This window comes from Amycolatopsis sp. NPDC043887, assembly GCF_056435665.1.
The window spans coordinates 14,869-40,867 of the sequence record NZ_JBWKEB010000019.1; the positions used below are offsets into that span (position 1 = coordinate 14,869).

Consider the following 25,999-nt stretch of genomic DNA (forward strand, 5'->3'; position numbering starts at 1 on the left):
GTGGTCGTGAGTGGCGTTTCGGGTTCTAACCCGAAACGCCACTCACGACCCACGCGACCCGGCGCTTATCCCGCGCTTACCCCCTCCCGGGGCAGACTGGCCAGGTGAGAGTGCTGGTGGTGGAAGACGAGCGGCTGCTGGCGGACACGATCGCCGAGGGCCTGCGACGGTTCTCCATGGCGGTCGACGTCTGCTACGACGGCGCGCAGGCCCTGGACCGGGTCGGAGTGCACGGCTACGACGTCGTCGTCCTCGACCGGGATCTCCCCGTCGTGCACGGTGACGAGGTCTGCGCCGCGGTGATCGGGGCCGGCGGCGAGGCGCGGGTCCTCATGCTGACGGCCGCGGCCGACGTCAACGACCGGGTCGCCGGGCTGGGCCTCGGCGCCGACGACTACCTGACGAAACCATTCGCGTTCGCCGAACTCGTCGCGCGGGTGCAGGCGCTGTCGCGGCGCGCACGGCCGGCGCTGCCGCCGGTGCTGGAGCGCGGCGGCGTGGTCCTCGACCCGCCCCGGCACCAGGCGTCCCGCGACGGCCGGTTCCTTCCGTTGTCCCCCAAGGAGTTCGCGGTACTGGAGGTGCTCATGCGCGCCGAAGGGACCGTGGTCAGCGCGGAAGACCTGCTGGAGAAGGCGTGGGACGAACACGCCGACCCGTTCACGAACGCCGTCCGGGTGGCGATGATGACGTTGCGGCGCAAACTCGGTGAACCGCCGCTGATCGAGACCGTGCCCGGCGCCGGTTACCGGTTCGGGTCGTGAAACCGCTCCGGCTCTCCGTCCGCACCAGGCTGACGGCGCTCTACGGCTGCGCGTTCCTGATCGTCGGGCTCGCGTTGCTGATCGTCAACTATCTGCTGGTGAGCTCGTCCCTGCCGGATACGGCGGCGTTCGCCACCGACGCCGCGGGTATCGCGGTCCAGCGCGCGTACCCCATGGACACGACGTCCTTCCTGCCCGCAGGGCGCGCTCAAGCCACGGAACTGGTCGCGACGTCGATCACCGAATACCGCTCGGATGTCCTGTCGACCTTGCTGTGGCAATCGCTGGTGGCGCTGGCGATCGCCGGTGCGCTCGCGGTACTGCTCGGCTGGCTGATGGCGAGCCGGGTACTGCGGCCGTTGCACGCGATCACTTCCACCGCCAGGAAACTCGAGGTGGAAAACCTCGACCGGCGTATCGACCTCGACGGTCCCGACGACGAGCTCAAGGAACTCGCGGACACCTTCGACGGCATGCTCGACCGGCTCGCCGTGTCGTTCGACAGCCAGAAACGCTTCGTCGCCAACGCCTCCCACGAACTGCGGACCCCGCTCGCGGTGCAGCGCACGCTCGTCGAGGTGGCGATGGCCGATCCCGACGCGAGCCCCGAGGTCCGGAGACTCGGCGAACACCTGATCTACACCAACGAACGCAGCGAACGGATGATCGAGGGCCTTCTCGTGCTCGCCCGCAGTGACCGCGGCCTGGCCGCACGCGGCCCCGTCCGGCTGGACGAGGTCGCGGCGACGGTGATCCGGGCGGCGTCGGCCATGGCCGAGGAAGCGGGCGTCACGGTGGAGTCGCGGCTGCGGCCGCGGACGGCATCCGGCGATCCCGTGCTGCTGGAGCGGCTGGTCACGAACCTGGTGCACAACGCCATCACCTACAACCACAAGGGCGGCTGGGTCCACGTCGACATCGGCGTCGATCCGGCGCTGGTGGTGCGCAACACGGGCCCGCAGGTGCCGCTGGACGCCGTGCCCGCGCTGTTCGAACCCTTCCGGCGGCTGTCGGGCGACCGCACCGGCGACTCGCGCAACGCGGGACTCGGGCTGTCGATCGTCCGGTCCATCGCCAAGGCGCACGGTGGGACCGCGGGCGCGGAACCGGGCGGCCGAGGCGGTGGACTGGTCGTCCGGGTGCGGCTGCCGTAGATTCCCCCGATCGTGACTGTGCGTGTCCGGCGCGTCACGCCACGAGCCGCCCGCCACTCCCGCAGAATTCCCCTTGCCGTCATGAACAAAATAGTGAGCAGGACACATGACATCGGCGCGCCTCACACGTCAAGGCGACGCGCCGTTTTAACGTGGACACCCACAATGGTGAAGAATCGGGGAGGCGAGAATGCGAGCGCTACGGGTGGTCGGGCTGCACGAGGACGGTAAGTCCATCGTGTGCGAAGACCCGGCGAGCCGCACGCGCTTCCTGCTCCCCGCGGATGAGAGGCTGCGAGCGGCGGCGAGGGGTGACATCACCCGCCTCGGCCAGATCGAAATCGAGTTGGAGAGCCAAATGCGGCCACGCGAGATCCAGGCACGAATCCGGGCCGGTGAGTCCGTGGAGCAGGTCGCGAGCAGCGCCGGCGTCACCGTGCAGCGCGTCGAGCGGTTCGCGTACCCCGTCCTGCTCGAACGTTCCCGCACCGCCGAACTGGCCCAGCGAGCCCATCCGGTCCGCGAGGACGGCCCCGACGTCCAGACGCTCGGCGAGGTCGTGGCGCACTCCTTCGGGCAGCGCGGCCACGACTACAGCCAGGCGACCTGGGACTCCTGGCGAGGCGACGACGGCAAGTGGGTCGTCGTGCTGAGCTGGAAGGCCGGCCGCTCGGACAACCGCGCGCACTGGTCGTTCGCGCCCGGCGCGCACGGCGGCACCGTGCAAGCCCTCGACGAGAACGCCGAAGTCCTGCTCAACCCCAACGCCTACCGCGCCCCGCGCACGGTTCGGGCGCTGGACCCCGGCAAGGAAGCGGTCGTCCAGCCCACCCTCGATTCGGCCCCCGAAGAGCCGGTCGCGAAGGTGATCGACGCGCCGATCGCGGAGCCCGAAGAAGAGGCCGAGCCACCACTTCCGACTGACGAGCCGGAGGAAGTGGCCGAACCCGCTCCACGGGCGAAGGGGAAGAAGAACCACCCCATCGTTCCATCCTGGGAAGACGTCCTTCTGGGCGTCCGATCACAACGAGGTTGAATCCGCACGTAGTGGCCCCTTCCGGTGGAGGGGCCACTACGTGCGTCCGGGGACCTGCGCGATCAGGGATTTCGGCGCCACGAGGCAATACGCGTCGACGACGATCCGCTCGATTTCGGTCCAGTCGACGTCCACGTCCAGCCGTACCCCGAGCCACCCCCGATGCCCGACATACGGCGGACGGAAGAACCGCTCGGGTTCGGCGCCCACCAGTTCCTCCTGCGCCCCCGGCGGCGCCGGGCACCAAAAGGCGACCTTGTCGTCGTGATGACGGTCGGCGTACATGACGAACGTCTTCTTGCCGCGGACGAACCACGTCGGCTCGCCGTGACTGAGCCGCTCGGAGGTCTCCGGCAGCGCGAGACACAGCCGTCTGAGTGAATCGAGCGGGTCACCGGTCATGGATCTCAGTATCCTCGGGCCAGGGGGGATTCATGCAGGATTGGTACGCACGCGCTGTCCGATTGCGTTTCCAGGTTTTCACCGGGACGCCGTACACGCATGTCTCACCGATGGAATGGCGGATCGATCCCGACGCTCTCCGCGGTATCGCCCGAAGCCGCGGCTACCTGGAGATCGCGCCGATGTTCCAGGGCTGCCTGAGCTTCCAGTTCGCGCCGCAGCACGTCCCGCCGGTCCCCGTCTTCGACGGGCCGGACAGACCGGACAAAGACCGCGAACGCTGGCTGCTGAACCATCTCAGCGGCTCCGGCCGGGTTTGGATCAGCCTCAAGCACGCGAACCTCTCCGCCCGGCGTGTCGCGGAAGTCGCCGAGACGGAGGGCCTGCGTGTCGCGGCCGAATTCGCGGATCCGAGCGACCGGGTCCTCCTGCTCAGCCGGGATCCGTCACCGCCGAGGCTTCCCCTGCCCGCACCCACGGGCCTCCGGTTCCGCTACGCCTGGCTGAACAACATCGCACCCGTCACCGTCTTCGTCCTCCTCGGCGCGGCGGCGGTGATCGTCGGAATGCCGTCAGGCCACGAAGCCCCGGTCGTCAGCCTCCTGTTCATGGCGGCCTTCGCCGGCGCCATCCCGGCCGCTTTCACCACCAGCCTGTTCCCGCGCACCACCCGCGTCGGCTGGTTGGCCCGGGAATTCGACGGCAGCCCCCACGTGGAATTCGCCATGCGCGCCTATCAGATCCCCGCCGACCTGGTCGTGCAGATCGCGGCGTATCACGGTTATGAGCTTTACGGGCAGTCTGCGACACAGGCGGGCGGCCCGAGTCTCAAGTTCTACAAACGCGCGTGACTCGGTTACCCTCGGCGCCGGGGAGGTGATCGATGCACTACTTGTCGGCGGACGGGATCCAGCCCGTCGAATTCGGTCTCGACTGGGCTTTCCGTCTTGGCACCTTGCGCTACCAGCGGTTCGACGGCCAACCCGTCGTCCACGTCTCCCCCGTCGAATGGAACCTGGATCCGCGGATCATCCGGCAGGCCGCATACGATCGCTTCTACGTCGAGATCCCACCTCCCGACCCCAGCGTCCTCAGCTTTCAGTTCGCGCCGCAGGCCTTCCCCGGCACGCCGTTCTACGACTACCCGTCGTCCGCTCCTGTTCCCTCACGCGCCCAGTGGTTGATGAAGAAGATCAACGGCGCCGACCAGGTGTGGATCAGCCTGCAGGAGGCGAAGCTCAGCCGGCGGCAAGTCGCCGAATTCGCCGATCAGGGGCGAATGGGCGTGATCGCGGAATTCACCGACAGCAGTGACCGGCTCATGTGCCTGAGCCGCACACCGAATCCGCGACCTGGGAAACGGCAGGGTTTCCGGCCGTTTTCGTCGGGTTTCTCCACCACGATCGCCGTGACGACGATGGCACTGATGATCGCCGCGGGCACCGTCGGTGCCTACACCGACCACACTTGGCTGATTTTCGCCGTCCTGGTCATCGGGCTGCCGTTGCTGGTGTTCAGTGTCCGCTGGATGCGCGTCGTGCCGAGGAGCGTCCGGGCAGGCTGGCTGGCCGCCAGGTTCGATGGATCACGCTCAGTACACGTTCACCCGGACGTGTTCGGTTTCACCTCGGAACTCGTCGCGCAGATCGCCGCTTCCCGCGACTACTACTACACCGCGTGGGACAGAAAGCCGAACGGTCAACCGACGGAAATGGTGTTCGTCCGTGCGGGCGCCGGAACAACCGGGGGAACGGGCACGAACGATCGAACGTCTGACGACATGACGTGAAATGGCCTTAGGCTACCGATCAAGCCGTACCAAAGGGGGGTACATGAGCGGGTACACGGTGAAGATCGCCGAGCTGGGAAAGCTCATCGGCGATCTGGAAACCGGCGCCGGCCGGATGGCGGACGCGAACAAGAAACTCTCCGGTGGCGGCGCGTGGGGCGCACTGGGCAACGAGGATCTCGCGAAATCCGGAATGGACTTCGAAGAAGCCTGGGAATTCGGCATCGGCAGACTGGGCGAGGCCGCGGAAGGCGTCACCGAAAGGCTGAAGAAGGCCCAGCAGAAGTACCAGAAGATGGAAGAAGAGTTCGGCGGCGACCTGAACAAGTTCGCGGAGCTGATCCCCGATCCCGTCGAGGGCCCGCAGGGCGGTGGCACACCGAAACCCGGGGGCGCGCCCGACCCTTCACCGCGATTTCCGCTGGGCGACGACGGCGGCCCGGTCGGCGGCGGTTACACCGGGGGCATCACCGACATCCTCGGAGGTGGCCGGTGACCGGCGACCAGTACCCCGCGCTCGGCTTCGACCCGGCTCCCGGCGACGTCGGAGGTGTCGGAGATCTGGCCGAGAAGTACCGCACGGTCAGCCGTGACCTCGCGGAGGCCGACACCATGCTCCGCCAGATCGTCACGAAGCAGGGAATCTGGACCGGCGAGGCCAGCGAGGCCTTCTCCCGGCGCTTGGGTCCGCTGCCCGAGTACCTGGATGGCGCGGCACGTTCGATGGCGCAGGCCGCGTACGCGCTCGAAGGCTGGACACACGACCTCGGGGAGATGCAGCGCCAAGCAGCCGATCTCGAGCGGCAGGCCAAAGCCGCCGCCCAAGCGGCCGAACACGCTCGCGCCAATCCCGACTTCGCGCTGGCCAACCAGACGTTCACCGACCAGGAGTCCTTGCGGATCGCGCAGGCTCTTCTCGACAACGCCGGACGACAGCTCCAGGCGGCCATCGACGGTTGCACGGAAATTCAGGAAGCCGCGAAGAAGCTGCTCGAACAGCACACTTCGGCCGCCGCGCGCGTCGCGGACCTGCTCCGGAAGGCGAAAGAGCTCGCTCCCGACGAGCCCGATCTGCTGGACGACGTCGTCGACGCGGTCACCGGAGTCGTCACCGACCTCGTGAACGCGACCGCCGACCTCGTGGACGCGGCATGGGACGTTGTTCAGGACAACGCCGAGATGCTGTCCAAGGTGTCCGACGTCATGGGGGACATCGGCAATCTGCTCGGCATCGCCAGCGATGTCATACCGCCTCCGGTCGGCGAGATCACCAGCATCGTCGCCGCGGGCTTCGGAGTGGCGGCCCTAGGCGGGCATTCCGTGGCTAAGGCGGCCGGCGCGGACGTCGCCCCCGAGACCCTGACCTTCGACGCGATCGGTTCGGCGACCTCCTTGACAGGGCTCATCCCCGGCAATTCCGCTACGGCGACCAAGATAGCCACCGCCGCCGGGCTCGCCGGTTACGGTGCTCTCGGAGTTCAGACCGGCATGGACACCGCGGGTGAGATCCAAGGACGCAAGTTCGAAGGACCGATCGACGACTTCAAGAACTACTGGATCCCGAAGGACGGCACCCAATGGGCGGTGGCCGGTTCGTCGATCATCTTCGGCGGGGCCCCGCTGGCCGCGATGGCCATGGGCAACGCCATCGAGCAGGGCGCGGCCGAGGATCGCAGGAACGCCCAAGAGCGTGCCGAGGACAAGGCGTGGAGCTGATGAACGCGACCTGTCTCCGAATCGACCTCCCGCCCGGTTTCACCGGGATGCCGGTGACCGGCGACGACACGTTGAACGCGCGAGTCGCACTGGCCGTCGGCGAAAAGGCCGCCGCCCATGCCGGGCGGTCCACCGAGGACTTCGCCGCCGCTTTGATGGCACTCACACCCGAGCTGAAGGCGAACGGCGTGCGGGTGTTCGGCAAGTTCGCCGCGGGCGACGGCCCCGAGTACCTCGCCACGTTGTCGCTGGCGGTGCTGCGCTGGCCGGACGCGGATCCGGAGATGCTGACCCTGCGGCGCACCGCGGTGGCCGACGCCTTGCTGGACGTCTACCGGAAGGAAAATCCGCGTGCCGACGCACGGGTGATCCGGTTGCCGATCGGCCCGGCGATGGCAGCGGTCGTGGCGGGCGAGTACCGCCTGCCGCCCGAGTTCACCGGCCGCCCGGCGGAGATCGTGCGCACACAGGCCAAGGTGGAGTACCAGATCCCGCTGCCCGACGGCGAGTTCCTGGCCGTGCTGGTGGTCGCCGCCGAATCCGGGACAGGGTGGCCCGCGGTCGCGGAAGCCGCGTCCCGCGTTGCGCACAGCCTTCGCCCGGGCACCACGGAGGAATGACCATGGCGGAACTCAGCAATCCTCAGCTGATCGAAGAAATGCGCTGGCAGCTGCGCGAGATCGAGGCGCGCAAGGCCGAGAACGCCAAGGCGCTCGCCGCGGCGGGTGACGTGACCGAGGTGACTTCCCCCGACGGCACGGTGACGGTGACCGTCGGACCCGGCGGCGCGATCGGCGAGGTCCGGCTCGCCGACAAGGCGATGGCGTCGAGCGCGAGCGCGCTCGGTGACGTCATCACGGCGACCATCCGGCGTGCGCTGACCGGGGAGCCCGCGCCGCGGCCGAACCGTCCGGCACCCGCCGAGGACGAGCACGACGAGCCGATCGACACCGTTTTCGATCTTTAGAAGACGATGATCAGCACGCCGATCCACGCGATCACGATCCCCGCGGCCGCGCCGAAGGAGGCCCAGCGCACGATCGGCACCCTCCGCGCGAGCCACAGCGACGGCGTGATCCCGGCGGACACGACGGCGGACGCGAGCAGCGCGAGCCAGCCGTTGGTCTCACGCGCGAGGGTGTTCGCCAGTGCCAGCATCGCCACGACGACCACGGCCGCGGCGAACGCGGAGACGGTCAGCCCGGTCAGCCAGGGTGTCGGTTCCCCGGCGGGGTCCGGCGTGCCGAAGAGCCGCCGCGCGAGTTCGTTGCGGGGTGCCGGGGCGGGCGGGTCGATGAGGACGCCGTCGCCGGAGACAGGATCGACGAACCGCACCGACGTGCCCATCGTGGCGGCGACCCGCTGGGCGAGCTGGCGGCCTCGCTGGGAGACCACGGAAGCCGCCTCGGTGCCGGAGCCGCCGACGGCGGAAGCGACCCTGGCCCATTCGTGCAACGCCTGAGCGAGATCCGAACCGATCGCGAGTGAATGCGGGTCCACCTCGCGCGCGCTTTCGCCGCCAGGACCGGCCAGCACCGCGCGTCCCTCACGGATCCGCAATTCCATGGGTTCTCCTCGTGATCGCTCGGGTGCTCACGATAGCGGTGGACGCGTCTCGTAGAACGCGATCGCGCCCGCCGTGGCGACATTCAGCGAATCGACGCCTTCCGGCATCGGGATCCGGACCGCGACGTCGGCGGCGGCGATGGCCTCCTCGGTCAGGCCGGGGCCTTCCGCGCCCAGCATCAGCGCGACCTTCTCCGGTGTCTGGTCGCGTAACTGGCGCAGCGAAACGGAATCCGCACGAGGAGTGAGGGCCGCGATACGGAAACCGCGTTCCCGAAGCAGTTCCAGGTCACCGGGCCAGGAGCCGATTGTCGCGAACGGCACGCGCAGGACGTGCCCCATCGAGACGCGGACGCTGCGCCGGTACAGCGGGTCCGAGCAGCCGGCGCCGAGCAGGACCCCGTCGACGCCGAGCGCGGCCGCGTTGCGGAACAGCGAACCGAGATTCTCGTGGTCACCGACGCCTTCGAGCACCGCGAGCACCCGCGCACCGTCGATGACCTCTTCCACCGCCGGCGGCGGACACGGCCGGTCCGCGACGGCCAGGATGCCGCGATTCAGGTGGAATCCGACCACCTCGGCCATCGTCTCGGCCGAAGTCACATAACCGGGGGCATCGACGCCGTCCAGGTCGCCGCCCAGTTCGTGGAACCGCCGTTCCACTCCGAGCAGGGAACGGACCGGATAGCGGGACTTGAGCAGCCGCTCGACCACGACGGTGCCTTCGGCGATCACAAAGCCACGCCCACCCGGCCTATCGGGACGCCGATCGGCTGTGGACAAGTCGCGGAAATCGTCGAGCCGCGGGTCGTCGCGGTCGTCGATGGTGATCAGTTCTGCCACCAGGAGAGTGTGTCATCCGCCCGCTGCGCGCCGTTTGCGTCCGATCGCCTGCGGGTAAATGGTACGAATGGAGGTATTTTGCTGTCAGTTAACCACTCGTGACAGAGAGCACCAGTTTGGCCGCTAGCCGGGCGACAGCGAGGCGTGAAACCGTTGGGCCGCCTGGCAGTCCCGCCTGGATCCCGCGGAGCGTGGCCAATGAGGAGCTCGACGAACATGGGTAAGAATCTTTCGGCGGACCCCTCCGAGCCGCAGGATCGCGGCCGCTATCGCCGGAAGGTCCAGCGCTGCCTCGACACCTTGGCCCGCATGCTCACCGACGGAAGTTTTTCCTTCCCGCGCAAGAACATCGGCCTCGAGGTCGAACTCAACCTCGTCGACGGCCAGCTGCGCCCGTCGATGACGAACACGACGGTGCTCGAAGCGCTGAACGATCCGTCGTTCACCACCGAACTCGGCCAGCACAACCTGGAGCTCAACGTGCCGCCGCGGCCGCTGGCAGGCGAGTCCGCGCTGCAACTGGAGGATGATCTCCACGCGTATCTGGGCGCCGCCTCCCGCAAGGCCGAGGAATCCGGCGCCTCCCTGGCGATGATCGGCATCCTCCCGACGCTGCGGCACGAGCACTTCGACCAGAAGTGGCTGACCAACAACGCGCGGTATTCGTTGCTCAACGACCGGATCTTCGCCGCGCGCGGCGAGCGCACCGTGCTTTCGATGGAGGGCGCGCCGCTTCCCTGCCGTCAGCCCGAGCGGCTGCGCAGCTACTCCGAATCCATCCTGCCCGAGGCCGCCTGCACCTCCGTCCAGCTGCATCTGCAGGTCGCGCCGGAGGAGTTCGCGGCGCACTGGAACGCGGCGCAGGCGCTGGCGGGCGTCCAGGTCGCCGTCGGCGCGAATTCGCCGTTCCTGCTCGGCAAGGCGCTCTGGCACGAGACGCGGATCCCGCTGTTCCTGCAGGCCACGGACACCCGGCCCGAAGAGCTGAAGAACCAGGGCGTGCGGCCGAGGGTGTGGTTCGGCGAGCGGTGGATCACGTCGATCTTCGACCTGTTCGAGGAGAACGTCCGGTACTTCCCCGGGCTGCTTCCCGAGACCGACCGCGAGGATCCGATCGAGGCGCTCGACTCCGGGCAGGCCCCGAAGCTCACCGAACTGCGGATGCACAACGGCACCGTCTGGCGCTGGAACAGGCCGGTCTACGACGTCGTCGACGGCCTGCCGCATCTGCGGGTGGAGAACCGCGTGCTGCCCGCGGGCCCGACCGTCGTCGACATGGTCGCGAACGCCGCCTTCTTCTACGGCGCGCAGCGGGCCCTCGCCGAGGCTGACCGTCCAGTGTGGACACAGATGTCGTTCCAGGCCGCCGAGGAGAACATGTACGCGGGAGCGCGCCGGGGTTTCGACGCGCAGCTGTACTGGCCGGGGATCGGCTGGATCCCGCCGGACGAGCTGGTGCTGCGGGTCCTGCTGCCGCTGGCGCACGAGGGACTACGCCGGTCGGACGTTTCGGACGAGGCGAGAGAGCGCTATCTGGGCATCATCGAGCAGCGGTGCCTCACCAGGCGGACCGGCGCGGCATGGCAGCGGGAGTACGTCCTGCGCGCGGAGGAGCGCGGCGCCGAGCGGGAGACCGCGCTGCACCGGATGCTGGGCCGGTATCTGGAGCTGTCGGCCACCGAGACGCCGGTGCACACCTGGTCGCTGGAGGCTTAGAGTCTCCCTCCAGGGAGGTGGCTCGTGCCCAAGATCATCGGCCGGTCGCTGGAGGAGCACCGGCGCGAGGTCCGCAGCAGAGTGTTCGACGTCCTGCGCGGGCAGCTGTACGAACGCGGATTCGACGCGATCACGCTCGCGGGTGTCGCCGCCGAAGCGGGCCTCGGCCGCACGGCGATGTACAACCACTTCCCCGACAAGGAGAGCCTGCTGGTCGCCTTCGTCGAGGACGAGGCGACCCGGTACGTCGAACGGCTGACGGTGGCCGTCGCGACCGCGGACACCCCGGTCGAGAAGCTCGCGACGTTCGTCCGGCTCCAGCTGCGGGTACTGGCCGAGTACCACCTGCCGCCGGGGACGGCGCTCGCGTCCGCGCTGGCACCCGCCGCGTATCGGCGGATCAGCGCGCACGCCGACCCCATCACCGGCCAGTTGCGCGAGATCCTCGCCGAGGGGACGCCGGACGAGGACCCCGACGTGCTGATCCCGATGATCACCGCCGCGCTGGGCAGCCGTCAGGTCGTCGACGTACCACCCGAACGGCTGGACGACGCGATCGAGGGAGCCGTCCGTTTCGTGCTCAGAGCGGTCGGGATGATCGGGAAACCGGAAAATTAGGGTAGCCTAACCCGCAGTTGTGCCTTACGCTCTTTCTGACAGCATGTCAGATCGATGCTTGGAGGCTCTGTCCATGCCGGTGACCACCGACGTCGAATCCGGGCCGTTCTCCGCGACCCTGCGCGCCTCCACCTTGCCCGCCCACGAGCGGGCCAACCACTCCGAGTACATGAACGCGCTGCTCGGCGGCGAGCTCACTCGCGACGGGTACACCCGGCTGGCGATCCAGTACTACTTCATCTACCAGGCCATCGAGCAGGCCGCGGACAAGCTGGCGAAAGACCCGGTGGCGGGCGAGTTCGTCTTCGAGGAGCTGCGGCGGCTGCCGAGCCTCGAACGCGACCTCGAACACCTCGTCGGCCCGGACTGGCGCGAGACCATCCGGCCGCTGCCCTCGACGGAGCGTTACGCGCGGCGCGTCGCCGAGGCGTCGGACTGGTCCGGCGGGTTCGTCGCCCACCACTACACGCGTTACCTCGGCGACATCGCCGGCGGCCAGGTCATCCGGCGGCTGCTGGAACGCAAGTACGAGCTCACCGAAGCGGGTTCGCTGTTCTACCACTTCGACCAGCTGGGCAGCGCGCCCAAGTTCCGGGACGACTATCGCGAGCGGCTGAACTCGGCGCCGTGGACCGAGGACGAGCGCGCGCGGCTGATCGAGGAGGCCATCGTGGCCTTCGAGTGCAACATCGCGGTGTTCGACGAGCTGGCGAGCGAGCTGGACGCGTACCGGGCCGCCTGACCTCCTGCGCCTGACTGCCAGCCGCCGTCGACGCCGGTGGACGCGAGCGCCGAGACCCCGGAGCCGCACCGGACACCGAGCCGCCGGGCAGGCTCACGCAAGAAGCACCCAGGCTGACGGTCGCCTCGTCGAGCGCCTCCCGGACCTTTCTCCTTCTCCTGATGGCGGACCGGTCGGGGGGTAGGGCAGGCCCCACCCCCCGATCGGCGGCCCGCCGGATCCCTTCTCCCCGGGGAAATCCCTAACTTTCGGGGTATGTTCCGGATCGCGGCCACCGCCGCCCTGCTGACCGTCGCGACGGTCCTGAGTGCCCCCGCCGCCCAAGCGGCGACACCCGGCTCCGCCGCCGGCGTCTTCGATGAAATCCTCCCGCGAAGCCTTGCGGAGCATCACATTCCCGGCGCCGCCGTGGTGGTCGTCGAAGGCGGCAAGACCGTGTTCTCGGCGGGCTACGGAGTGTCCTCAGTGGACACTCAAGCCAAGGTGGACCCCGCGCACACCGGGTTCCTGATCAACTCCGTCGGCAAGTCGATCGCCGCGACCGCCGCGATGCAGCTCGTCGAGAAGGGCGAACTGGCGCTGGACGCCGACGTCAACACGTACCTGAAGTCGTTCAAGATCCCCGAAACCTTCCCCGGCCGGCCGGTCACCCTGTTCTCCCTCCTGACCCACACCGCGGGTTTCGAGGACCGCGTGTACCGGATGTTCACGCCCCGGGACGAAAAGCTGCCGACGCTCGCCGAGCACCTCGCGAACGAGATACCCACCCGCGTCCGCCCGCCCGGCGAGGTCGCCATTTACTCGAACTACGGCTTCGCGCTGGCCGGGCATCTCGTGGAACTCGCGTCCGGACAGTCCTATGCGGACTACGTGCGGCAGCACATCTTCGAACCGGCGGGGATGAAGGACAGCAGCGTCGCCCAGCCCACCCCGGACGTCCCACTCGCCACCGGCTACCGCTGGGACGGGTCCGCGCAGGTCGTCCCGCCCGCCAACTTCGGCCCCGAACCACCCGCCGGTGACGGGAACGTCGCCACTCCGGCCGACATGGGCCGCTATCTGTCCGCGAACCTCGTCCCTGGCGTGTTCAGCCGCTCCTTGCTCGACCAGTTGCATGGCGCGCGGTACCGCAACGACCCGCGACTGCCCGCGATGGGGTTCGGCTTCTCCGAGCGGTACCTGAACGGCCTGCGCATGGTGGAGAAGAGCGGCGACTCACCGGGGTTCTTCAGCGTGCTGGAACTGATCCCCGAGAAGAACACCGGCGTGTACCTGGCGTTCAACGGCGGCGCGTTCTCCGGTGACGCCGCCGCGGTGACCGCCGAGGTGCTCAAAGCCTTCCTCGACCGGCTCCAGCCCGCCGCTCCCATTCCCGCTCCCGTGCCACTGACGGGGGACGTCTCACGGTTCGAAGGCGATTACAACAACACCCGGTTGGACTACGACAGCTTCACGAAGGTCCGCGCGCTCGCGGGCGGCGTCACGGTGACCGCCGACGGCGACGGCGCGCTGACGACGTCCGGTCTCGGCGAAGGGACCCGGCGATGGACGCAGACCGAGCCCGGTCTGTTCACCGACGCGGCGGGCGAGCGGCTCGCGTTCCGCGAATCCGGCGGGCAGATGCTGCTCTTCGCGGGCGACGACCCGAACTCCTCCCACGAACGCACGTCGTGGCTCGGTTCGCCCTCCACGCATCTGCTGATCCTCGGTATCGCGCTGCTGCTCCTGCTGGGCGCGCTGGTGTGGTGGCCGATCCGCGCGTTCGTCCGGCGAGGCCGTGAGCGGAACCCGCCGGGTGCCCGGTTCGCGACCGTCGCCGCCTGGTCCGCTGCCCTCGCGGTCCTGCTGTTCACGGGTGGTTTCGCACTCCTCATGAGCGATCTGAGTGCCACCGCCGTCGCGCTGACCTCTGGGCACTCCCCCTTGCTGAGCGTCACCCTGCTCCTGCCGAACGTCGTCCTGCTCCTGGCCGGCGCGGCCGTCGCCTGCACGGCGCTCGCGTGGCTCCGCCGCTGGTGGAACACCCCCGCCAGGATCACCTACACGGTGATTTCCGTGGCACTGGTGGCCTTCCTCGGAGTGATCGCCTCCTATCACCTGGTCGGGCTGCCCTACCTGGCTTGATGACCGCCGTCACATCGCCTTGACCTCCAGCTAACTGGAGCTAGCAGGGTGGGTTTCAAGCGGTGGCCCCACGGGGTACAGCCGCTACGAACGGGTCGTTCCACCTGGGGAGAAACGCGGCGCCCCCGGTCGCCGCAAACGGGTGAAGACGACTAAGTTCGTCCTTGGAAACTTGTGTCGAAGACAGAAGGAGGGCCGATGGCCCGCTACGTGCTCCCCGATCTCGACTATGACTACAGCGCTCTGGCGCCGCACATCTCGGGCGAGATCAACGAGCTGCACCACAGCAAGCACCACGCGACCTACGTCAAGGGCGCGAACGACACGCTCGACAAGCTCGCCGAGGCCCGCGAGGCCGGCAACTTCGGCGACATCGTCGGCCTGCAGACCACGCTGGCGTTCCACCTCGCCGGGCACGCCAACCACGTCGTGTGGTGGAAGATCCTCTCCCCGGAAGGCGGCGACAAGCCGACCGGCGAGCTGGCCTCCGCGATCGACGAGGCGTTCGGCTCCTTCGACAAGTTCAAGGCGCAGTTCACCGCGGTCGCCACCACGATCCAGGGCAACGGCTGGGCCGCGCTCTCCTGGGACCCGATCGGCAAGACGCTGATCACCCAGCAGCTGCGGGACCACCACAACAACCTGGTCCTGCCGACCACGCCGATCCTGCTGGTCGACGTGTGGGAGCACGCGTTCTACCTGGACTACAAGAACGTGAAGCCGGACTACGTCAAGGCGCTCTGGAACATCTTCAACTGGGCCGAGATCTCCAAGCGGTTCGACAACGCCGTCGCCGGTGGCAACGGCCTGCTGCTCGGCTGACCTCTCGCCACGAAGCGGGGCTCTCCTTCCGGGAGGGCCCCGTTCTTGTTTCCGCCTTGACCTCCAGCGGAGTCGAGGTGTGAAGGTGGACGCATGGACGTCGCCGCACACCTCGACCGCCTCGGGCTCGACCGTCCCGCCACCGCGGACGTCGCCGCGCTGCGGACGCTGCAGGAACGCCACCTCGCGGTGGTCCCGTTCGAGAATCTGAGCAGCCACCTCGGCGAGCCGATCGTCCTGGACATCGAGGCGCTGTTCGACAAGATCGTGCGACGGCGGCGCGGCGGCTTCTGCTACGAACTGAACGGGCTCTTCGCCGCCTTGCTACGGGAACTGGGGTTCGACGCCGAGCTCAGGCCGGCGAAGGTGTTCCGGCCGGACGGCACCCTCGGGCCGCCGTTCGACCACGCGGTCGTCCACGTCGACCTGGACGAACCCTGGCTGGCCGACGTCGGCTTCGGCCGGTTCAGCCGGTTCCCGCTGCGGCTGTCCGCCACCGAGGCGCAGGCCGACCCGGAGGGTGAGTTCCTGGTCCTCGACGCGCCCCACGGGGACATCGACGTCCTGCGGGACGGCGATCCCCAGTACCGGATCGAGCGGCGGCCGCGGGATCTGGACGAGTTCGTCCCGACGGCGTTCTGGCAGTCGACGTCGCCGGACTCGCATTTCACGCAGGGGCCGACCTGCTCGCTGCCGACCAGGCACGGGCGGGTCACGCTCGCGGGTGACAGGCTGATCGTCACCACCCATGGCGTCCGCGAGGAGACCAGGCTTTCGGGTGATCGGGAGATCCTGGACGTCTACCGGAAGGAGTTCGGGATCGAACTCGACCGGGTGCCTTGACCGAATCGGCATGGTCATCGACCATGAACCCTCCGGAATGAACGAAGCCCCGCCTCCGGGGGTGACCCGGTCGCGGGGCTTCGTCCGTTCCCGAACTGACTGCCGCTCCCACCACGAAGCGGACATGTATGAGGTTAGCCTAACCTCACCTACCCCGACAAGGGGTTCCGCCGAAAGATGCCGATCTCACCCTTCCGGGTGACAGCACACTGGTCCCCATGAGTCTTCTGAGCGGCAAGGCCGTGGTCGTCACCACGGCGACATCCTGTGCGTCCTTAGGCAGACCGCGACCAAGGACCCCGTCCTCGAACGGGAGGCGCTGGAGCCGCCTCCCTCGGCCAGGTGGAGGTGAGACCCGGTCTTCGCCTACCTGCCGCTGACCTCGGGACCACGGGGGCGGTGGTCGTCCATGAAGGATTTGGGACGTTGAGCGTCCCAAATCCTTCATGGACGCAAGGCCGCCCCGGGTCCCGAGATCAACGGACGATCCGGGTGCTGAACGTTCGAAGTCTTCCGCGCCAACCGGAACGCTGTGCTGTTCATGTCTTGAGCATCACGATACGGGCGTTGTTCCGCCCCACGAGAGGTGAGCGCCTTCCTCGGCCGTTGATCTGGTTACTTGGCGACAGCGCCGCGCTGTTTTCAGGCGACCTCACGTCCGCCTGACGTGCCGTACGAAGCCTGGTGCTTCCGGGGCAACGTCGTCTGCATTTCACCCACGAGAACGATGGACGCCGGAAACGGAATCCTGGACACCATCTCCGAGCTCGGGCCGACGGTGATGATCTACGTGCTTTCGAAGAACCGCTGCTCGCTGTCCCGGACGCCCTCGCCTGGTGCTGGCAGCGCGGCGGTCACTAAAAGAGCCGAGTGAGAGAAATGGCGGAAGAGATCAGAATCCCACCCCCGTCCGGAAGGCTGCCGGGTCCACTTCGCCGGTTTACTGACCAGCGCTGGTCCAGGTCTACGCAACTCTCCTCGAAGATCCACCCTGCGGATCCATCCATCGGGTTGGCGTTTCGCCGGACAGCGGACGCCCGACGGGCTAGCTTCACCCCGTGGCCACCCCGAACGACTACCGCGCCATCGCACGCAAGACCGACCGTCCGATGTGGATCTGGGCGGGCTGCGCGCTGGTCAGTGTCCTGCTGCTGTTCGGCGCGGGTATCGCCGTCGCGATCATCATGCTGAACGAAAACAACGAAGAGCCAGAGGCCGAACTGCCCGCGGTCTGGCCGTCCAAGACCGGGCTGGCGCTCCGCCCGGTCACGATGCCGACGGGCGAGATGGTGGCCGCGCTGACGGACGAAACCGGCGCGCAGGTGCTGTGCCAGGCGATCCCGGAGCAGCGCTGGGAGGAGATCCTCGGCGACCGCACGCTGCGGGAGGCGGGAAGCTCCTGTCACGCGATCACCACGAAACTCGACGTCAGCGTGCAGATGATTCCCGCGCTGCCCGAGGACACGAGCCGGGGCATGCCCACGAAGACCTCGGTCGCCGGCAAGCTCGCGGTCATCGCCACCGACAAGGACGGCACCAGCCTGAGCGTCGAACTCGTCGAGGTCGCGCCGCACAACGGCGCCTCGCCGGTGCTGCATGTCTCGCTCCGCGGCAGGATCGTCAAGAGCCCCGAAACCGAAAAGACGGCGAGGGCACTCGCCGAAGCGTTGATCGCAGGCGTGACACCACCGGGGCCGAAGTTGCCGAAAATCGGCAAGGACGGCGAGATCGCCGTGGAGAAGATCGAACCCGGCCCGATCAAGGACAGGCCGCTCCCGGTGATCTCGTGGCTGCTGTGCGGAGAACTCGGCCGCGCCCTCGGCGTGCCCGTCGACAACGCGAAGCCGACCTTCTTCGCCGCGTGCGAACTGAACGGCGTGACCGCCGACTACAGCGAACTGTCCACCGCCGTAACCCCGACCACGACGATCGCCGGATTGCCCGCCCAGATCGACGGACGAGGCGTCTTCGTGCAGCTCACCGACGATCCGGCCGGGCAGACGCTGAAGTTCAAGGGCACCGGCGACCTCCAGGCGCTCGCCGAAAAGACGGTGCCGCCGCTACTCGGCCGTTAAGCCCGGTAGTCCACCAGAAGATCGCCGAGCAGCGTCTCGTACGCCTTCCGGTCGAAACGGGCCCTGGTGAACCGGTACTCCTCCGGGTCGTCGAACGGCTCGTAGTCGGTTTGCCAACCGAGGGCCCGCCACTCGACCACGTCGTCGTCGAAAACGACCTCGACGCTGTACGCGCCACAGCCGAGATCACCGCACAAGGGGCACACCAGCAGCGCGACCCGGCCGTCGTCGAAATCGCCGGGCAAGCGGCCGAGCAACCGCGAAAGCGTCTCGACCGCCGAATCACGCCATCCTTCGTCGTCCAGGGACAACGGCGTCTGCTGCTGAGCGGGAACCAGCGTGCGCAGCGCGACGCCGTCGATCGTCCAGTCGAGGAACCGGGACTCGCCGGTCACCGACGGTTCGACGCCGAGTTCGTTCACACCCGCTCCCGCTTCAGCACCCGCAGACCGTTCCCGAACCGCCGCACCGGCAGGCTCACCCCGCCGCGCCGGATCAGCACGACGGCGCAGGCTATCGCGGCGAGCGCCGAGACCGCGCCTCCGATGTAGAACGGCGAGCGGCCGCCGAAAGCGTCGGCCATCCAACCGGTCATCGGGCCGCCGATGGGGTTGCCGCCGATCAGCACCAGCACGTACAGGCCCATCACGCGGCCGCGCATCTCCGGGCTGACCGCGGTCTGCACCAGCGCGTTCGCCGTGTTCAGGAAGGTGATCGTGGCGAAGCCGAGCGGGATCAGCGCGAGGCCGAAGGTCAGGTAGGTCGGCATGAACGCGGTGATCACCTCGAACGCGCCGAGCAGGAACGCCGAGAGCAGCAGCAGCCGCACCCGCGGACCACCGCGGGTGTTGCGGCGGGCCGACATCAGCGCGCCGGTGAAGGTGCCGACGGCGACCAATGTCGACAGCAGGCCGTAGCCGTCGGCGTTGGTGTGGAAGACGTTCGCGGCGACGATCGGCAGCGACGTGAAGTACGTGATGCCGAACGTGCTCACGAAGAACACCAGCACCATCACGGTCATCAGGTCGCTGCGCCGCCGCACGTATCGCAGCCCCTCGACGAGCTGCCCCTTCTCGCGCGGGATGGCCGGGCCGCGGAAGAGCTTGTCCGGGTTCATCATCACCAGCGCGGCGATGACGGCGCCCGTGCTCACCGCGTTCGCCATGAACAGCCAGCCGGTGCCGACCCAGGTGATCGCGAAACCCGCGATGGCCGGGCCGACGATACGGGCCATGTTGAAGATCGACGAGTTGAGCGCGACGGCGTTGGTGACCTTGTCCCTGCCCACCATCTCGGCTACGAACGACTGCCGCGCGGGCACCTCCAGCGAGGCCGTCACGCCGAGGGTGAAGCAGAGGAGGTACACGTGCCAGAGCGCCGCGATCCCGCTCAGATCGAGCGCGCCGAGGACGACCGCCTGCGCCAGCACGGCGATCTGGATGCCGATCAGCAGCCGCCGCTTGTCGACGCGGTCGGCCAGCACCCCGGCCCACAACGAGAGGAACAGCGTCGGCGCGAACTGCAGCGCGACCGCGATGCCGAGCGCGATCGGGTCGTTGCCGCTGAGGGTGAACACCAGCCAGTCCTGCGCGATGCGCTGCATCCAGGTGCCGATGTTCGAGATGACCTGGCCGGTGAAGAAGAGCCGGTAGTTACGGACCTTCAGCGAGGAGAACATGCTCCCGCGCGGCTTCTCGGGCGCGGGCGGTGGTGGAGCGGGTTCCCGGGTAACGGTGCTCTTGGAAGGACACTGTGTTTCGTTACCCGTGGTCGTCACCGCTGTTAGTTCCCCGCCATCCTGTCGATGATCTCGGAGGCGCGAGAGAGCACTTCACGTTCCTCGGCGCTCAACTCCGCCAATTGCTTGTCCAGCCAGATCTCCCGCGCGGTGATCTGCTCGATCACGTAGGCCCGGCCGCGGTCGGACAACTCGACGATCGCCTGGCGGCCGTCCGTCGGATGCGGCCTGCGCTCGACGTAACCCATCTCCTCGAGCGCGGCGATCACCCTCGTCATCGAGGGCGGCTGGACGCCTTCCTTCGCGGCGAGCTGACCGGGGGTCAGCGCACCGCATTTGTGCAGCGTCGACAACGCGGACACCTGGGTCAGCGAGATGCCGTCACCGGCGCGCTGGGCCCGCAGCCGTCGATTCAGCCGCACCACCGCGAGACGCAGGCGGCTCGCCAGTGAGCGCTCGTGCGTGTCTCCGGACATATAGTTAGCATACCTCACGATCGGATCATCGGCCCGTGAGATCGCCCACGGATGACATAACCGCTGGTCAGTTGAACGCGGCTTGGATGGGACCGACCGCGAAGTAGGCCACGAACATCACCGCGATACCCCACATGAGCGGATGCACACCCTTGGCCTTGCCGGTGACCGCGCGGATGACGACGTAGCTGACGAAGCCGGCGCCGATGCCGTTGGCGATCGAGTAGGTGAACGGCATGACCACGATCGTCAGGAACGCGGGCAGCGCGACGGTGAAGTCGGCGAAGTCGATCTCCTTGACCTGGCTCATCATCAGCGCGCCGACGACGACCAGCGCCGGAGCGGCGGCTTCGACCGGGACGACCTGATAGAGCGGGGTCAGGAACATGGCCGCGATGAAGAGCACCCCGGTGACGACGTTCGCGAGCCCGGTCCTGGCGCCCTCGGCGATGCCGGACGCGGATTCGACGAAGACGGTGTTCGAACTCGACGACGCGAAACCGCCCGCCACCGCGGCGGTGCCGTCGACGAACAGGGCCTTGCCGACGTTCGGGAGTTTGCCGTCCGGCGGGAGGAGACCGCCCTCCTTCGCCAGGCCGGTCATCGAGCCCATGGTGTCGAAGAAGTCCGCCAGCACCAAGGTGAACACCAGCAGCACGACGGTGATGATCGGCAGCCGCGTCCAGGCGCCGAAGGAGATGTCGCCGACCAGCGAGAGGTCCGGCACGCCAAGGACCTGATCGGGCAGCGCCGGGTAGCCGAGGTTCCAGCCCTGCGGGTTGACGCCCTTCGACGGGCCGACCTTGGTGATCGCCTCGATGACGATCGCCAGCACGGTCGAGGCGAGGACACCGATCAGGATCGCGCCCTTGACCCGCTTCGCCACCAGGATTCCGGTCACCAGCAGGCCGACGACGAACACCAGCGTCGGCCACGACGCGATCGAACCGTTGATGCCGAGCCCGACCGGCACGGTCGTCTTCGCGTCGTCCGGAACGCGGCGGACGAAACCAGCGTCGACCAGGCCGATCAGGCAGATGAACAGGCCGATGCCGACCGCGATCGCGGATTTCAGCGGCGGCGGCACGGCATTGAACACCGCCGTCCGGATACCGGCGAACACCAGCAGGACGATGACCAGACCCTCGATCACCACCAGGCCCATCGCCTCCGGCCAGGTCATCTGGGAGGCGAAGGTGACCGCGATCAGGCTGTTGATGCCGAGACCGGTGGCGATGGCGAACGGGTAGTTCGCGACCAGGCCCATGATGATCGTCAGCACCCCGGCGACCAGCGCGGTCACCGCGGCGACCTGCGGCACGGGGAGGATGTCGCCGAGGACGTCCTTGTGCGCGCCCGCGTCGTCGGCGGAGAAACTGCCGAGGATCAGCGGGTTCAGGACCACGATGTAGGCCATCGTGAAGAAGGTGACGACCCCGCCGCGGATCTCACGCCCCGGTGTCGAGCCGCGCTCGCTGATCTTGAAGAACCGGTCCAGTGTGGACCGGGTGCGCTGCTCCGCCATCGCGTACCACCCTTCGCCCGTTGCCGGGTACCCTTCCCCACGTGGGCGAATCGATCAATTCCGGGGAAGTAAACGGTTCATTGCGGCCAACGCCGGAGCTGCCGAAGCGGCTGACCGACCTGACGCCGGTCGTGATCGTAGGTACCTCGCTCTGGGCGGTCGCGACCGTGGTCCTGTTCTTTGTGACCGACGGCATCTGGGTGCAGACGGCGTTCTCCGGCCTCGTGCTCGGCTTCATCGGTCTCGCGATCATCGCCTGGCAGCGCGCCGCCGCCCGCCGGGGCTCGAAGAGCGCCCAACGCTTCTAGCCGCGCATTTCGTCCTCTGAATGCGGTCCTTGCGTGTGCAACTACTGTATTCAGAGGACGAAATGCGTCAGTTCAGGAGGGCCGAAGGCGAGGGGTCTTCGAGCAGGGCCGTGAGGACGTGCCGGTCGGCCCAGCGGTCCGTCGCCCAGGCGAAGGCCCGGCCGAGCCCTTCGGGGGTGTCGGCGGCGTGCAGCCTGCCGTCGGACCACCAGGCGACGTCATGCTCCGCGTCCTCGAAGGTCACCGTCAGCGCCTCGTGCAGCAGCACCCCGCCCTCGGGCGGTTCGACGCCCAGCTGATCGGCGGCCAGCCGAAGCGCGGGCAGCTCCGTCCACGGCACGTATTCGCCGTCTTCGGTGACCTTGGCGTCGAGACCGCTCGCCACCGGCAGGTCCAGCAGTTCCGCCAGCGCGGCGGCGCCGCTCGCCGCGACGACCATGCGCTCCGGCGCCAGCACGGCGGCGAACCACGGCACGTCGAGCACGACGGCGTTCTGGGCATCGACGGCCGAACCATCTGCGGCGCGGACGCGATCCGGCGGCGCGACGTCCACTGTGTACTCGGCGAGTGCCGCGTGTGCCAGGGAAGCGAGTCCGGAGCTCACCTTGCGCTCGGGGTCGCCCAGCCGCTCCAAGAGATCTTCGACGTCTTCGGCGTCGGAACCCAGCTCTGTCCTTACCCCGATGGCGAGCAGGATCTCCTTGCTCAACCCCGAATCCGGGACGACGTCGTAGAGCCCGGCCAGCGCGGACGCTTCCGGCATCCGCCAATCGAGCGGCGCGTGCCCGTCCAGGAGCGCGTACCGCGCGAGCCACCAGCCGGTATGCCCGCCGGGTTCGGTGAGGGCACGCCAGGTTTCGGGACGGGACGCGAGCAACCGCAGCGCCTCCGGCCAGGCGTCATCGCCGACGAGATCGAGATCGCGCACGGCGAGCACCCGTGACGGCGGGCGCTCCAGCGAATCCCACCAGTCGTGCTCGTCGGGCAGGCCGTGCTCGGGTTCCAGCGGTTCGTCGTCGGTGATGATCGCGAAGGAATCCAGCACGCCGACCGCGACGAGCGTGGCCGCCGGCCAGTCCTCGGCGAATTCCTCGTCCAGCACGGACAAAGCGCCGTCTTCTTCGAACACCTCGGGATCGAAGATGTCGCCCAGTGGCGACGTGGGCAGGACGAGTTCGTCCGCACGACGCCAGCCGTCCTCACTCGGCAAGGCCAAGGCGCGCGCCCAATCGGGGGCCTCGTCACCGACCTCGGCGATCAGGCGGAGCACCGCACCCGCGAGGGCCATACCGTCCAAACCGGACCGGACGTCTTCGACGCTGCGTTCGACGGCGGCGCTCAGCGCGTCGGCTTCGAGCAGGTCGCTCGCCTCGGCGTGCTTGGCTCCCAAGCGTTCCAGCAACGGATGCGCGGCGGCCGGATGCACGAGCCGCAGGCCGATGATGTCCACATCGGACAGAAGTTCGAGCAGTTCCGCCGAGCCGCCGACGAGCAACGCGTCGCGGACGCCGGGCAAGGTACGACCGTCCGACATCGGTACCGGCAACGCGCCGAGGTCGTCCTTGGTGAGGTCGTGCGCTTCGAGTGCCGGCAGCAGCACGTCGTAGAGCGAACGCCACCACGAGGGCTCGCGCTGCGCCCCGGTCAGCAGCTCGATGGCCTCGGCGGGTGAGAGCGACTGCGCACCGACGGCGCGAAGGTCCACACCGGACAGTGAAATGAGCCCAGGCACGAGGTCCGCCAGCAGCGGCGCCAGCCCCGGCACGTCCACCGGCAGGACACGCGCCTGACGCCCCGGCAAGTCGTCACCTGATTGCGCGGGAAGCCAGGCCGAGTCGGCGAGATTTTCGAGGATGGCCTCCCGCAGCGTTCCGTCCACAGTGGAACGCGGGAAGTCCGCGCCGGGCACGAGCGCCAGACGTTCCTTGCCGGGCAAGGAACGGACGAGTTCGACGTACTCCCGCGCGGCGTTCTTCAGTGCCGACGTCAGCTCCGGACCCGGCAGCGCGCGGCGGCGGGACGGCTCGATCGGCAACGTCGCGATCAGCCTGGCAGGCAGGGAAAGCTCGTCGTCGGTGGGGGTCGGCGCGTGCAGGACGTCGTCACCGAGCGGCCGGGGCGAACCGGCCCCGTCCAGCGGGACGGCCCAGACGACGTCGCCGCGATGGACCTGCCAGTGCTCGGCACCCGCCGGTGACGCGAGCTCGACGACGCCGTCACCGAGATCGGACCGGCGCCAGACACCGCCCTCGATCTCGATGCTTTCGAGCCAGGACAGGGTGAGCAGGAGATCGCCGATGTCGTTCTTCAGGTTCTCCAGCAGGGCCTGGCTGTCGACGCCCTCACTCAGCGGAAGCCGGACCTCGGTGGTGAAGCCTTCGGGCACGGGAGGTTCGGCTTCGGCGACCGGCCACGGAAGCCGGAGCACGGGAACGTCGCCGGCGCGGCCGGCTTCGGCGCGCGTGCGTTCCGCGGAGAAGGCGACCCCACCGGTCACCGAAACGATCCTCGGCTCGGCGGAAACCGTGAGCACGGCGGCGAACCCGACGCCGAAGCGGCCGACGGTCTCCTCCCCCTTGCCGGAAGCGCGAAGGGAGGCAAGGGATTCGACCCCGCGGGCGTCCAAGGGCGCACCCGTGTTGGCGAACCTCAGCTCACCGTCCACGACGGACACCCGGAGCCTGCCGCGTTCACCGGCGGCCAGGGCGGCGTCGGCGGCGTTCTGCGCCAGCTCGACGAACAGCCGGTCACGGTAGCCGCCGACCCGCAGGTCGTTCTCGGTGTTCGTGTCCTCGGTGAACCGCGTCGGCGAATCGGCCCACGCCCGCAGGACGGCGGCGCGGAGCCGCTCGGTGCCGAACGGGTCAGTGCTCACTGGCGCTTTCGGCCTCGACCTGAGCTTCGTCGGCGGTCTCCTCGGCCGGGGAGACGGTCTCCGGCTCGACCTCCGGCTGGTCCTCGGCGGAAGTCTCCGGTGCGGGCTCGAAGTCGATCAGCGAGTCGTCGTAGACCAGCTCCGCCACCGGCACCGACGAGGTCACCTCGACCTCGATCTCGGAGTGCGCGCCGCAGCCGTACTCGACGTCGACGACGTGACCGTCCGCCGGGGAGATGTCGTTGGTGCACGCGCCGAAGGCCGCGCTGAGCGACCCTGCGAGCGGCACGAAGAAGCCGCAGCTCCCGCAGACGTCCGGCGCGCTGCGCGCCATGTCCGACCGCGGGCCGAACTCGCCGCCGTGCCAGCGGGCGGCGGCGTCGAGCCTGCCGTACCGGGACAGCACGTGGACCCGGCCGAGGCCGGTCTCCTTGGCGACCGCTTCGACCGCGGGGTCGTCGGACTCCAGGTACGCCGGGACGAGCCGCGGGTCGTCCTTCTCCACCGGGAAGATGTCGCCGACGCCGAGATCGCCCGCCTGGACACGGCGGTCCCACGGCACCCACGCCGGGGCGACGCGCGCTTCCGGACCGGGGATCAGTACGACCTCGCTGACCGTGATCGGCTCTTCCTCGCCGGCGAGCGCGACCGTGACCGACCAGCGCCAGCCTCGATAACCCGACACGGTCGCCTCGAACAGGTGGCTCGCGGAGACCGCGTCCTCCCGGTCGACGCCGACGTGCGCGCCGACCTGTTCGGCACCGGCGTCCTCCAGCACCGCCGCACGGGCGAGATCGACCGCCTCGGCGAGTTTGCGCTGGATGGAGCCGTCGTCCAGGGTCAACAGCAGGGTCATGCCCCCATTCT

General features: G+C 68.6%; 26 protein-coding genes. 17 read left to right on the forward strand and 9 right to left on the reverse strand.

Annotated features, from left to right (window positions below; all coding sequences use genetic code 11):
* Positions 1-104 precede the first annotated feature (104 nt).
* The 3 genes from AC069H_RS36185 (at position 105) to sepH (ending at position 2,954) form a co-directional block, all read left to right on the forward strand.
* Positions 105-764 carry a response regulator transcription factor gene (locus tag AC069H_RS36185; protein ID WP_478225295.1) on the forward strand — a complete coding sequence of 220 codons (660 nt, stop codon included), beginning with the start codon at positions 105-107 and terminating at the stop codon, positions 762-764.
* Complete coding sequence (locus tag AC069H_RS36190) at positions 761-1,918, forward strand: ATP-binding protein (protein ID WP_478235338.1); 1,158 nt, start codon at positions 761-763, stop codon at positions 1,916-1,918. The genes AC069H_RS36185 and AC069H_RS36190 overlap by 4 nt, the downstream gene beginning before the upstream one ends.
* Positions 1,919-2,108: 190 nt before the next feature.
* Positions 2,109-2,954: a septation protein SepH gene (gene sepH, locus AC069H_RS36195; RefSeq protein ID WP_478235339.1), complete on the forward strand. Its 846-nt coding sequence runs from the start codon at positions 2,109-2,111 to the stop codon at positions 2,952-2,954.
* Between the two features lie 36 nt (positions 2,955-2,990).
* On the opposite strand, the gene AC069H_RS36200 is transcribed toward sepH, so the two are convergent.
* A complete protein-coding gene (locus AC069H_RS36200; protein WP_478235340.1) occupies positions 2,991-3,356 on the reverse strand; it encodes an MmcQ/YjbR family DNA-binding protein in 366 nt (121 codons plus the stop codon).
* Between the two features lie 32 nt (positions 3,357-3,388).
* Here AC069H_RS36200 and AC069H_RS36205 point away from each other — a divergent pair, with 32 nt between their 5' ends.
* The 6 genes from AC069H_RS36205 to AC069H_RS36230 are packed head-to-tail and all read left to right on the forward strand — an operon-like array spanning position 3,389 to position 7,828.
* Positions 3,389-4,207 (forward strand): hypothetical protein, encoded by an 819-nt coding sequence (locus AC069H_RS36205; RefSeq protein WP_478225291.1) that lies wholly within the window; start codon positions 3,389-3,391, stop codon positions 4,205-4,207.
* 32 nt (positions 4,208-4,239) lie between these two features.
* Positions 4,240-5,145 carry a hypothetical protein gene (locus AC069H_RS36210; RefSeq protein ID WP_478235341.1) on the forward strand — a complete coding sequence of 302 codons (906 nt, stop codon included), beginning with the start codon at positions 4,240-4,242 and terminating at the stop codon, positions 5,143-5,145.
* A gap of 43 nt (positions 5,146-5,188) precedes the next feature.
* Positions 5,189-5,641, forward strand: coding sequence for a hypothetical protein (locus AC069H_RS36215; RefSeq protein WP_478235342.1), 453 nt, complete (start codon positions 5,189-5,191; stop codon positions 5,639-5,641).
* Positions 5,638-6,861, forward strand: a complete 1,224-nt coding sequence (locus tag AC069H_RS36220) for a putative T7SS-secreted protein (RefSeq protein WP_478235343.1) — start codon at positions 5,638-5,640, stop codon at positions 6,859-6,861. Before AC069H_RS36215 ends, AC069H_RS36220 begins: the two co-directional genes overlap by 4 nt.
* Positions 6,861-7,481 carry a hypothetical protein gene (locus AC069H_RS36225; protein WP_478235392.1) on the forward strand — a complete coding sequence of 207 codons (621 nt, stop codon included), beginning with the start codon at positions 6,861-6,863 and terminating at the stop codon, positions 7,479-7,481. The genes AC069H_RS36220 and AC069H_RS36225 overlap by 1 nt, the downstream gene beginning before the upstream one ends.
* A gap of 2 nt (positions 7,482-7,483) precedes the next feature.
* Positions 7,484-7,828, forward strand: coding sequence for a YbaB/EbfC family nucleoid-associated protein (locus AC069H_RS36230; protein ID WP_478225286.1), 345 nt, complete (start codon positions 7,484-7,486; stop codon positions 7,826-7,828).
* Here AC069H_RS36230 and AC069H_RS36235 read toward each other — a convergent pair.
* Complete coding sequence (locus tag AC069H_RS36235) at positions 7,825-8,427, reverse strand: DUF2537 domain-containing protein (protein WP_478235344.1); 603 nt, start codon at positions 8,425-8,427, stop codon at positions 7,825-7,827. The genes AC069H_RS36230 and AC069H_RS36235 overlap by 4 nt on opposite strands.
* Positions 8,428-8,454: 27 nt before the next feature.
* Positions 8,455-9,270, reverse strand: a complete 816-nt coding sequence (locus tag AC069H_RS36240) for a TrmH family RNA methyltransferase (protein WP_478235345.1) — start codon at positions 9,268-9,270, stop codon at positions 8,455-8,457.
* Between the two features lie 216 nt (positions 9,271-9,486).
* Between AC069H_RS36240 and AC069H_RS36245 the strand changes: the two genes are divergently transcribed.
* From AC069H_RS36245 to AC069H_RS36275, 7 genes are all read left to right on the forward strand, one after another.
* Positions 9,487-10,986, forward strand: a complete 1,500-nt coding sequence (locus AC069H_RS36245) for a glutamate-cysteine ligase family protein (protein WP_478225283.1) — start codon at positions 9,487-9,489, stop codon at positions 10,984-10,986.
* A gap of 24 nt (positions 10,987-11,010) precedes the next feature.
* Positions 11,011-11,604 carry a TetR/AcrR family transcriptional regulator gene (locus tag AC069H_RS36250; protein ID WP_478225282.1) on the forward strand — a complete coding sequence of 198 codons (594 nt, stop codon included), beginning with the start codon at positions 11,011-11,013 and terminating at the stop codon, positions 11,602-11,604.
* A 73-nt stretch (positions 11,605-11,677) separates the two neighbouring features.
* Positions 11,678-12,346, forward strand: a complete 669-nt coding sequence (locus AC069H_RS36255; protein WP_478225281.1) for a biliverdin-producing heme oxygenase — start codon at positions 11,678-11,680, stop codon at positions 12,344-12,346.
* Positions 12,347-12,601: 255 nt separating this feature from the next.
* Positions 12,602-14,470 (forward strand): serine hydrolase domain-containing protein, encoded by a 1,869-nt coding sequence (locus AC069H_RS36260; RefSeq protein WP_478235346.1) that lies wholly within the window; start codon positions 12,602-12,604, stop codon positions 14,468-14,470.
* Positions 14,471-14,668: 198 nt separating this feature from the next.
* The gene (locus tag AC069H_RS36265) at positions 14,669-15,292 is read left to right on the forward strand and encodes a superoxide dismutase (protein ID WP_340686579.1); all 624 of its coding nucleotides are present in this window, start codon (positions 14,669-14,671) and stop codon (positions 15,290-15,292) included.
* Positions 15,293-15,385: 93 nt separating this feature from the next.
* On the forward strand, positions 15,386-16,135 hold the full coding sequence (locus AC069H_RS36270; protein WP_478235347.1) for an arylamine N-acetyltransferase family protein: 750 nt from the start codon (positions 15,386-15,388) through the stop codon (positions 16,133-16,135).
* A gap of 1,058 nt (positions 16,136-17,193) precedes the next feature.
* A complete protein-coding gene (locus AC069H_RS36275) occupies positions 17,194-18,210 on the forward strand; it encodes a hypothetical protein (RefSeq protein ID WP_478235348.1) in 1,017 nt (338 codons plus the stop codon).
* On the opposite strand, the gene AC069H_RS36280 is transcribed toward AC069H_RS36275, so the two are convergent.
* From AC069H_RS36280 to AC069H_RS36295, 4 genes are all read right to left on the reverse strand, one after another.
* Positions 18,207-18,632 carry a hypothetical protein gene (locus tag AC069H_RS36280; RefSeq protein WP_478235349.1) on the reverse strand — a complete coding sequence of 142 codons (426 nt, stop codon included), beginning with the start codon at positions 18,630-18,632 and terminating at the stop codon, positions 18,207-18,209. The two genes, AC069H_RS36275 and AC069H_RS36280, sit on opposite strands and share 4 nt — an antisense overlap.
* Positions 18,629-19,888: an MFS transporter gene (locus AC069H_RS36285; protein ID WP_478235350.1), complete on the reverse strand. Its 1,260-nt coding sequence runs from the start codon at positions 19,886-19,888 to the stop codon at positions 18,629-18,631. The genes AC069H_RS36280 and AC069H_RS36285 overlap by 4 nt, the downstream gene beginning before the upstream one ends.
* Positions 19,889-19,992: 104 nt before the next feature.
* Entirely contained in the window at positions 19,993-20,424 is a 432-nt protein-coding gene (locus tag AC069H_RS36290; protein WP_016337543.1) for a MarR family winged helix-turn-helix transcriptional regulator, read from the reverse strand.
* A gap of 67 nt (positions 20,425-20,491) precedes the next feature.
* Entirely contained in the window at positions 20,492-21,949 is a 1,458-nt protein-coding gene (locus AC069H_RS36295) for an NCS2 family permease (RefSeq protein ID WP_478235351.1), read from the reverse strand.
* Positions 21,950-22,029: 80 nt separating this feature from the next.
* Here AC069H_RS36295 and AC069H_RS36300 point away from each other — a divergent pair, with 80 nt between their 5' ends.
* The gene (locus tag AC069H_RS36300; RefSeq protein WP_125801418.1) at positions 22,030-22,257 is read left to right on the forward strand and encodes a DUF2530 domain-containing protein; all 228 of its coding nucleotides are present in this window, start codon (positions 22,030-22,032) and stop codon (positions 22,255-22,257) included.
* 67 nt (positions 22,258-22,324) lie between these two features.
* On the opposite strand, the gene AC069H_RS36305 is transcribed toward AC069H_RS36300, so the two are convergent.
* The gene (locus tag AC069H_RS36305; protein WP_478235352.1) at positions 22,325-25,132 is read right to left on the reverse strand and encodes a sacsin N-terminal ATP-binding-like domain-containing protein; all 2,808 of its coding nucleotides are present in this window, start codon (positions 25,130-25,132) and stop codon (positions 22,325-22,327) included.
* On the reverse strand, positions 25,122-25,988 hold the full coding sequence (locus AC069H_RS36310; RefSeq protein WP_478235354.1) for a DUF3027 domain-containing protein: 867 nt from the start codon (positions 25,986-25,988) through the stop codon (positions 25,122-25,124). The genes AC069H_RS36305 and AC069H_RS36310 overlap by 11 nt, the downstream gene beginning before the upstream one ends.
* Between the last annotated feature and the right edge of the window lie 11 nt (positions 25,989-25,999).

Excerpts from the sequence above, each read along its gene's own strand:
- sepH (WP_478235339.1), top strand. The coding sequence starts at position 2,109 with ATGCGAGCGCTACGGGTGGTCGGGCTGCACGAGGACGGTAAGTCCATC.
- AC069H_RS36200 (WP_478235340.1), bottom strand. The coding sequence starts at position 3,356 with ATGACCGGTGACCCGCTCGATTCACTCAGACGGCTGTGTCTCGCGCTG.
- AC069H_RS36205 (WP_478225291.1), top strand. The coding sequence starts at position 3,389 with ATGCAGGATTGGTACGCACGCGCTGTCCGATTGCGTTTCCAGGTTTTC.
- AC069H_RS36210 (WP_478235341.1), top strand. The coding sequence starts at position 4,240 with ATGCACTACTTGTCGGCGGACGGGATCCAGCCCGTCGAATTCGGTCTC.
- AC069H_RS36215 (WP_478235342.1), top strand. The coding sequence starts at position 5,189 with ATGAGCGGGTACACGGTGAAGATCGCCGAGCTGGGAAAGCTCATCGGC.
- AC069H_RS36225 (WP_478235392.1), top strand. The coding sequence starts at position 6,861 with ATGAACGCGACCTGTCTCCGAATCGACCTCCCGCCCGGTTTCACCGGG.
- AC069H_RS36230 (WP_478225286.1), top strand. The coding sequence starts at position 7,484 with ATGGCGGAACTCAGCAATCCTCAGCTGATCGAAGAAATGCGCTGGCAG.
- AC069H_RS36235 (WP_478235344.1), bottom strand. The coding sequence starts at position 8,427 with ATGGAATTGCGGATCCGTGAGGGACGCGCGGTGCTGGCCGGTCCTGGC.
- AC069H_RS36245 (WP_478225283.1), top strand. The coding sequence starts at position 9,487 with ATGGGTAAGAATCTTTCGGCGGACCCCTCCGAGCCGCAGGATCGCGGC.
- AC069H_RS36255 (WP_478225281.1), top strand. The coding sequence starts at position 11,678 with ATGCCGGTGACCACCGACGTCGAATCCGGGCCGTTCTCCGCGACCCTG.
- AC069H_RS36260 (WP_478235346.1), top strand. The coding sequence starts at position 12,602 with ATGTTCCGGATCGCGGCCACCGCCGCCCTGCTGACCGTCGCGACGGTC.
- AC069H_RS36265 (WP_340686579.1), top strand. The coding sequence starts at position 14,669 with ATGGCCCGCTACGTGCTCCCCGATCTCGACTATGACTACAGCGCTCTG.
- AC069H_RS36270 (WP_478235347.1), top strand. The coding sequence starts at position 15,386 with ATGGACGTCGCCGCACACCTCGACCGCCTCGGGCTCGACCGTCCCGCC.
- AC069H_RS36285 (WP_478235350.1), bottom strand. The coding sequence starts at position 19,888 with ATGTTCTCCTCGCTGAAGGTCCGTAACTACCGGCTCTTCTTCACCGGC.
- AC069H_RS36290 (WP_016337543.1), bottom strand. The coding sequence starts at position 20,424 with ATGTCCGGAGACACGCACGAGCGCTCACTGGCGAGCCGCCTGCGTCTC.
- AC069H_RS36295 (WP_478235351.1), bottom strand. The coding sequence starts at position 21,949 with ATGGCGGAGCAGCGCACCCGGTCCACACTGGACCGGTTCTTCAAGATC.
- AC069H_RS36310 (WP_478235354.1), bottom strand. The coding sequence starts at position 25,988 with ATGACCCTGCTGTTGACCCTGGACGACGGCTCCATCCAGCGCAAACTC.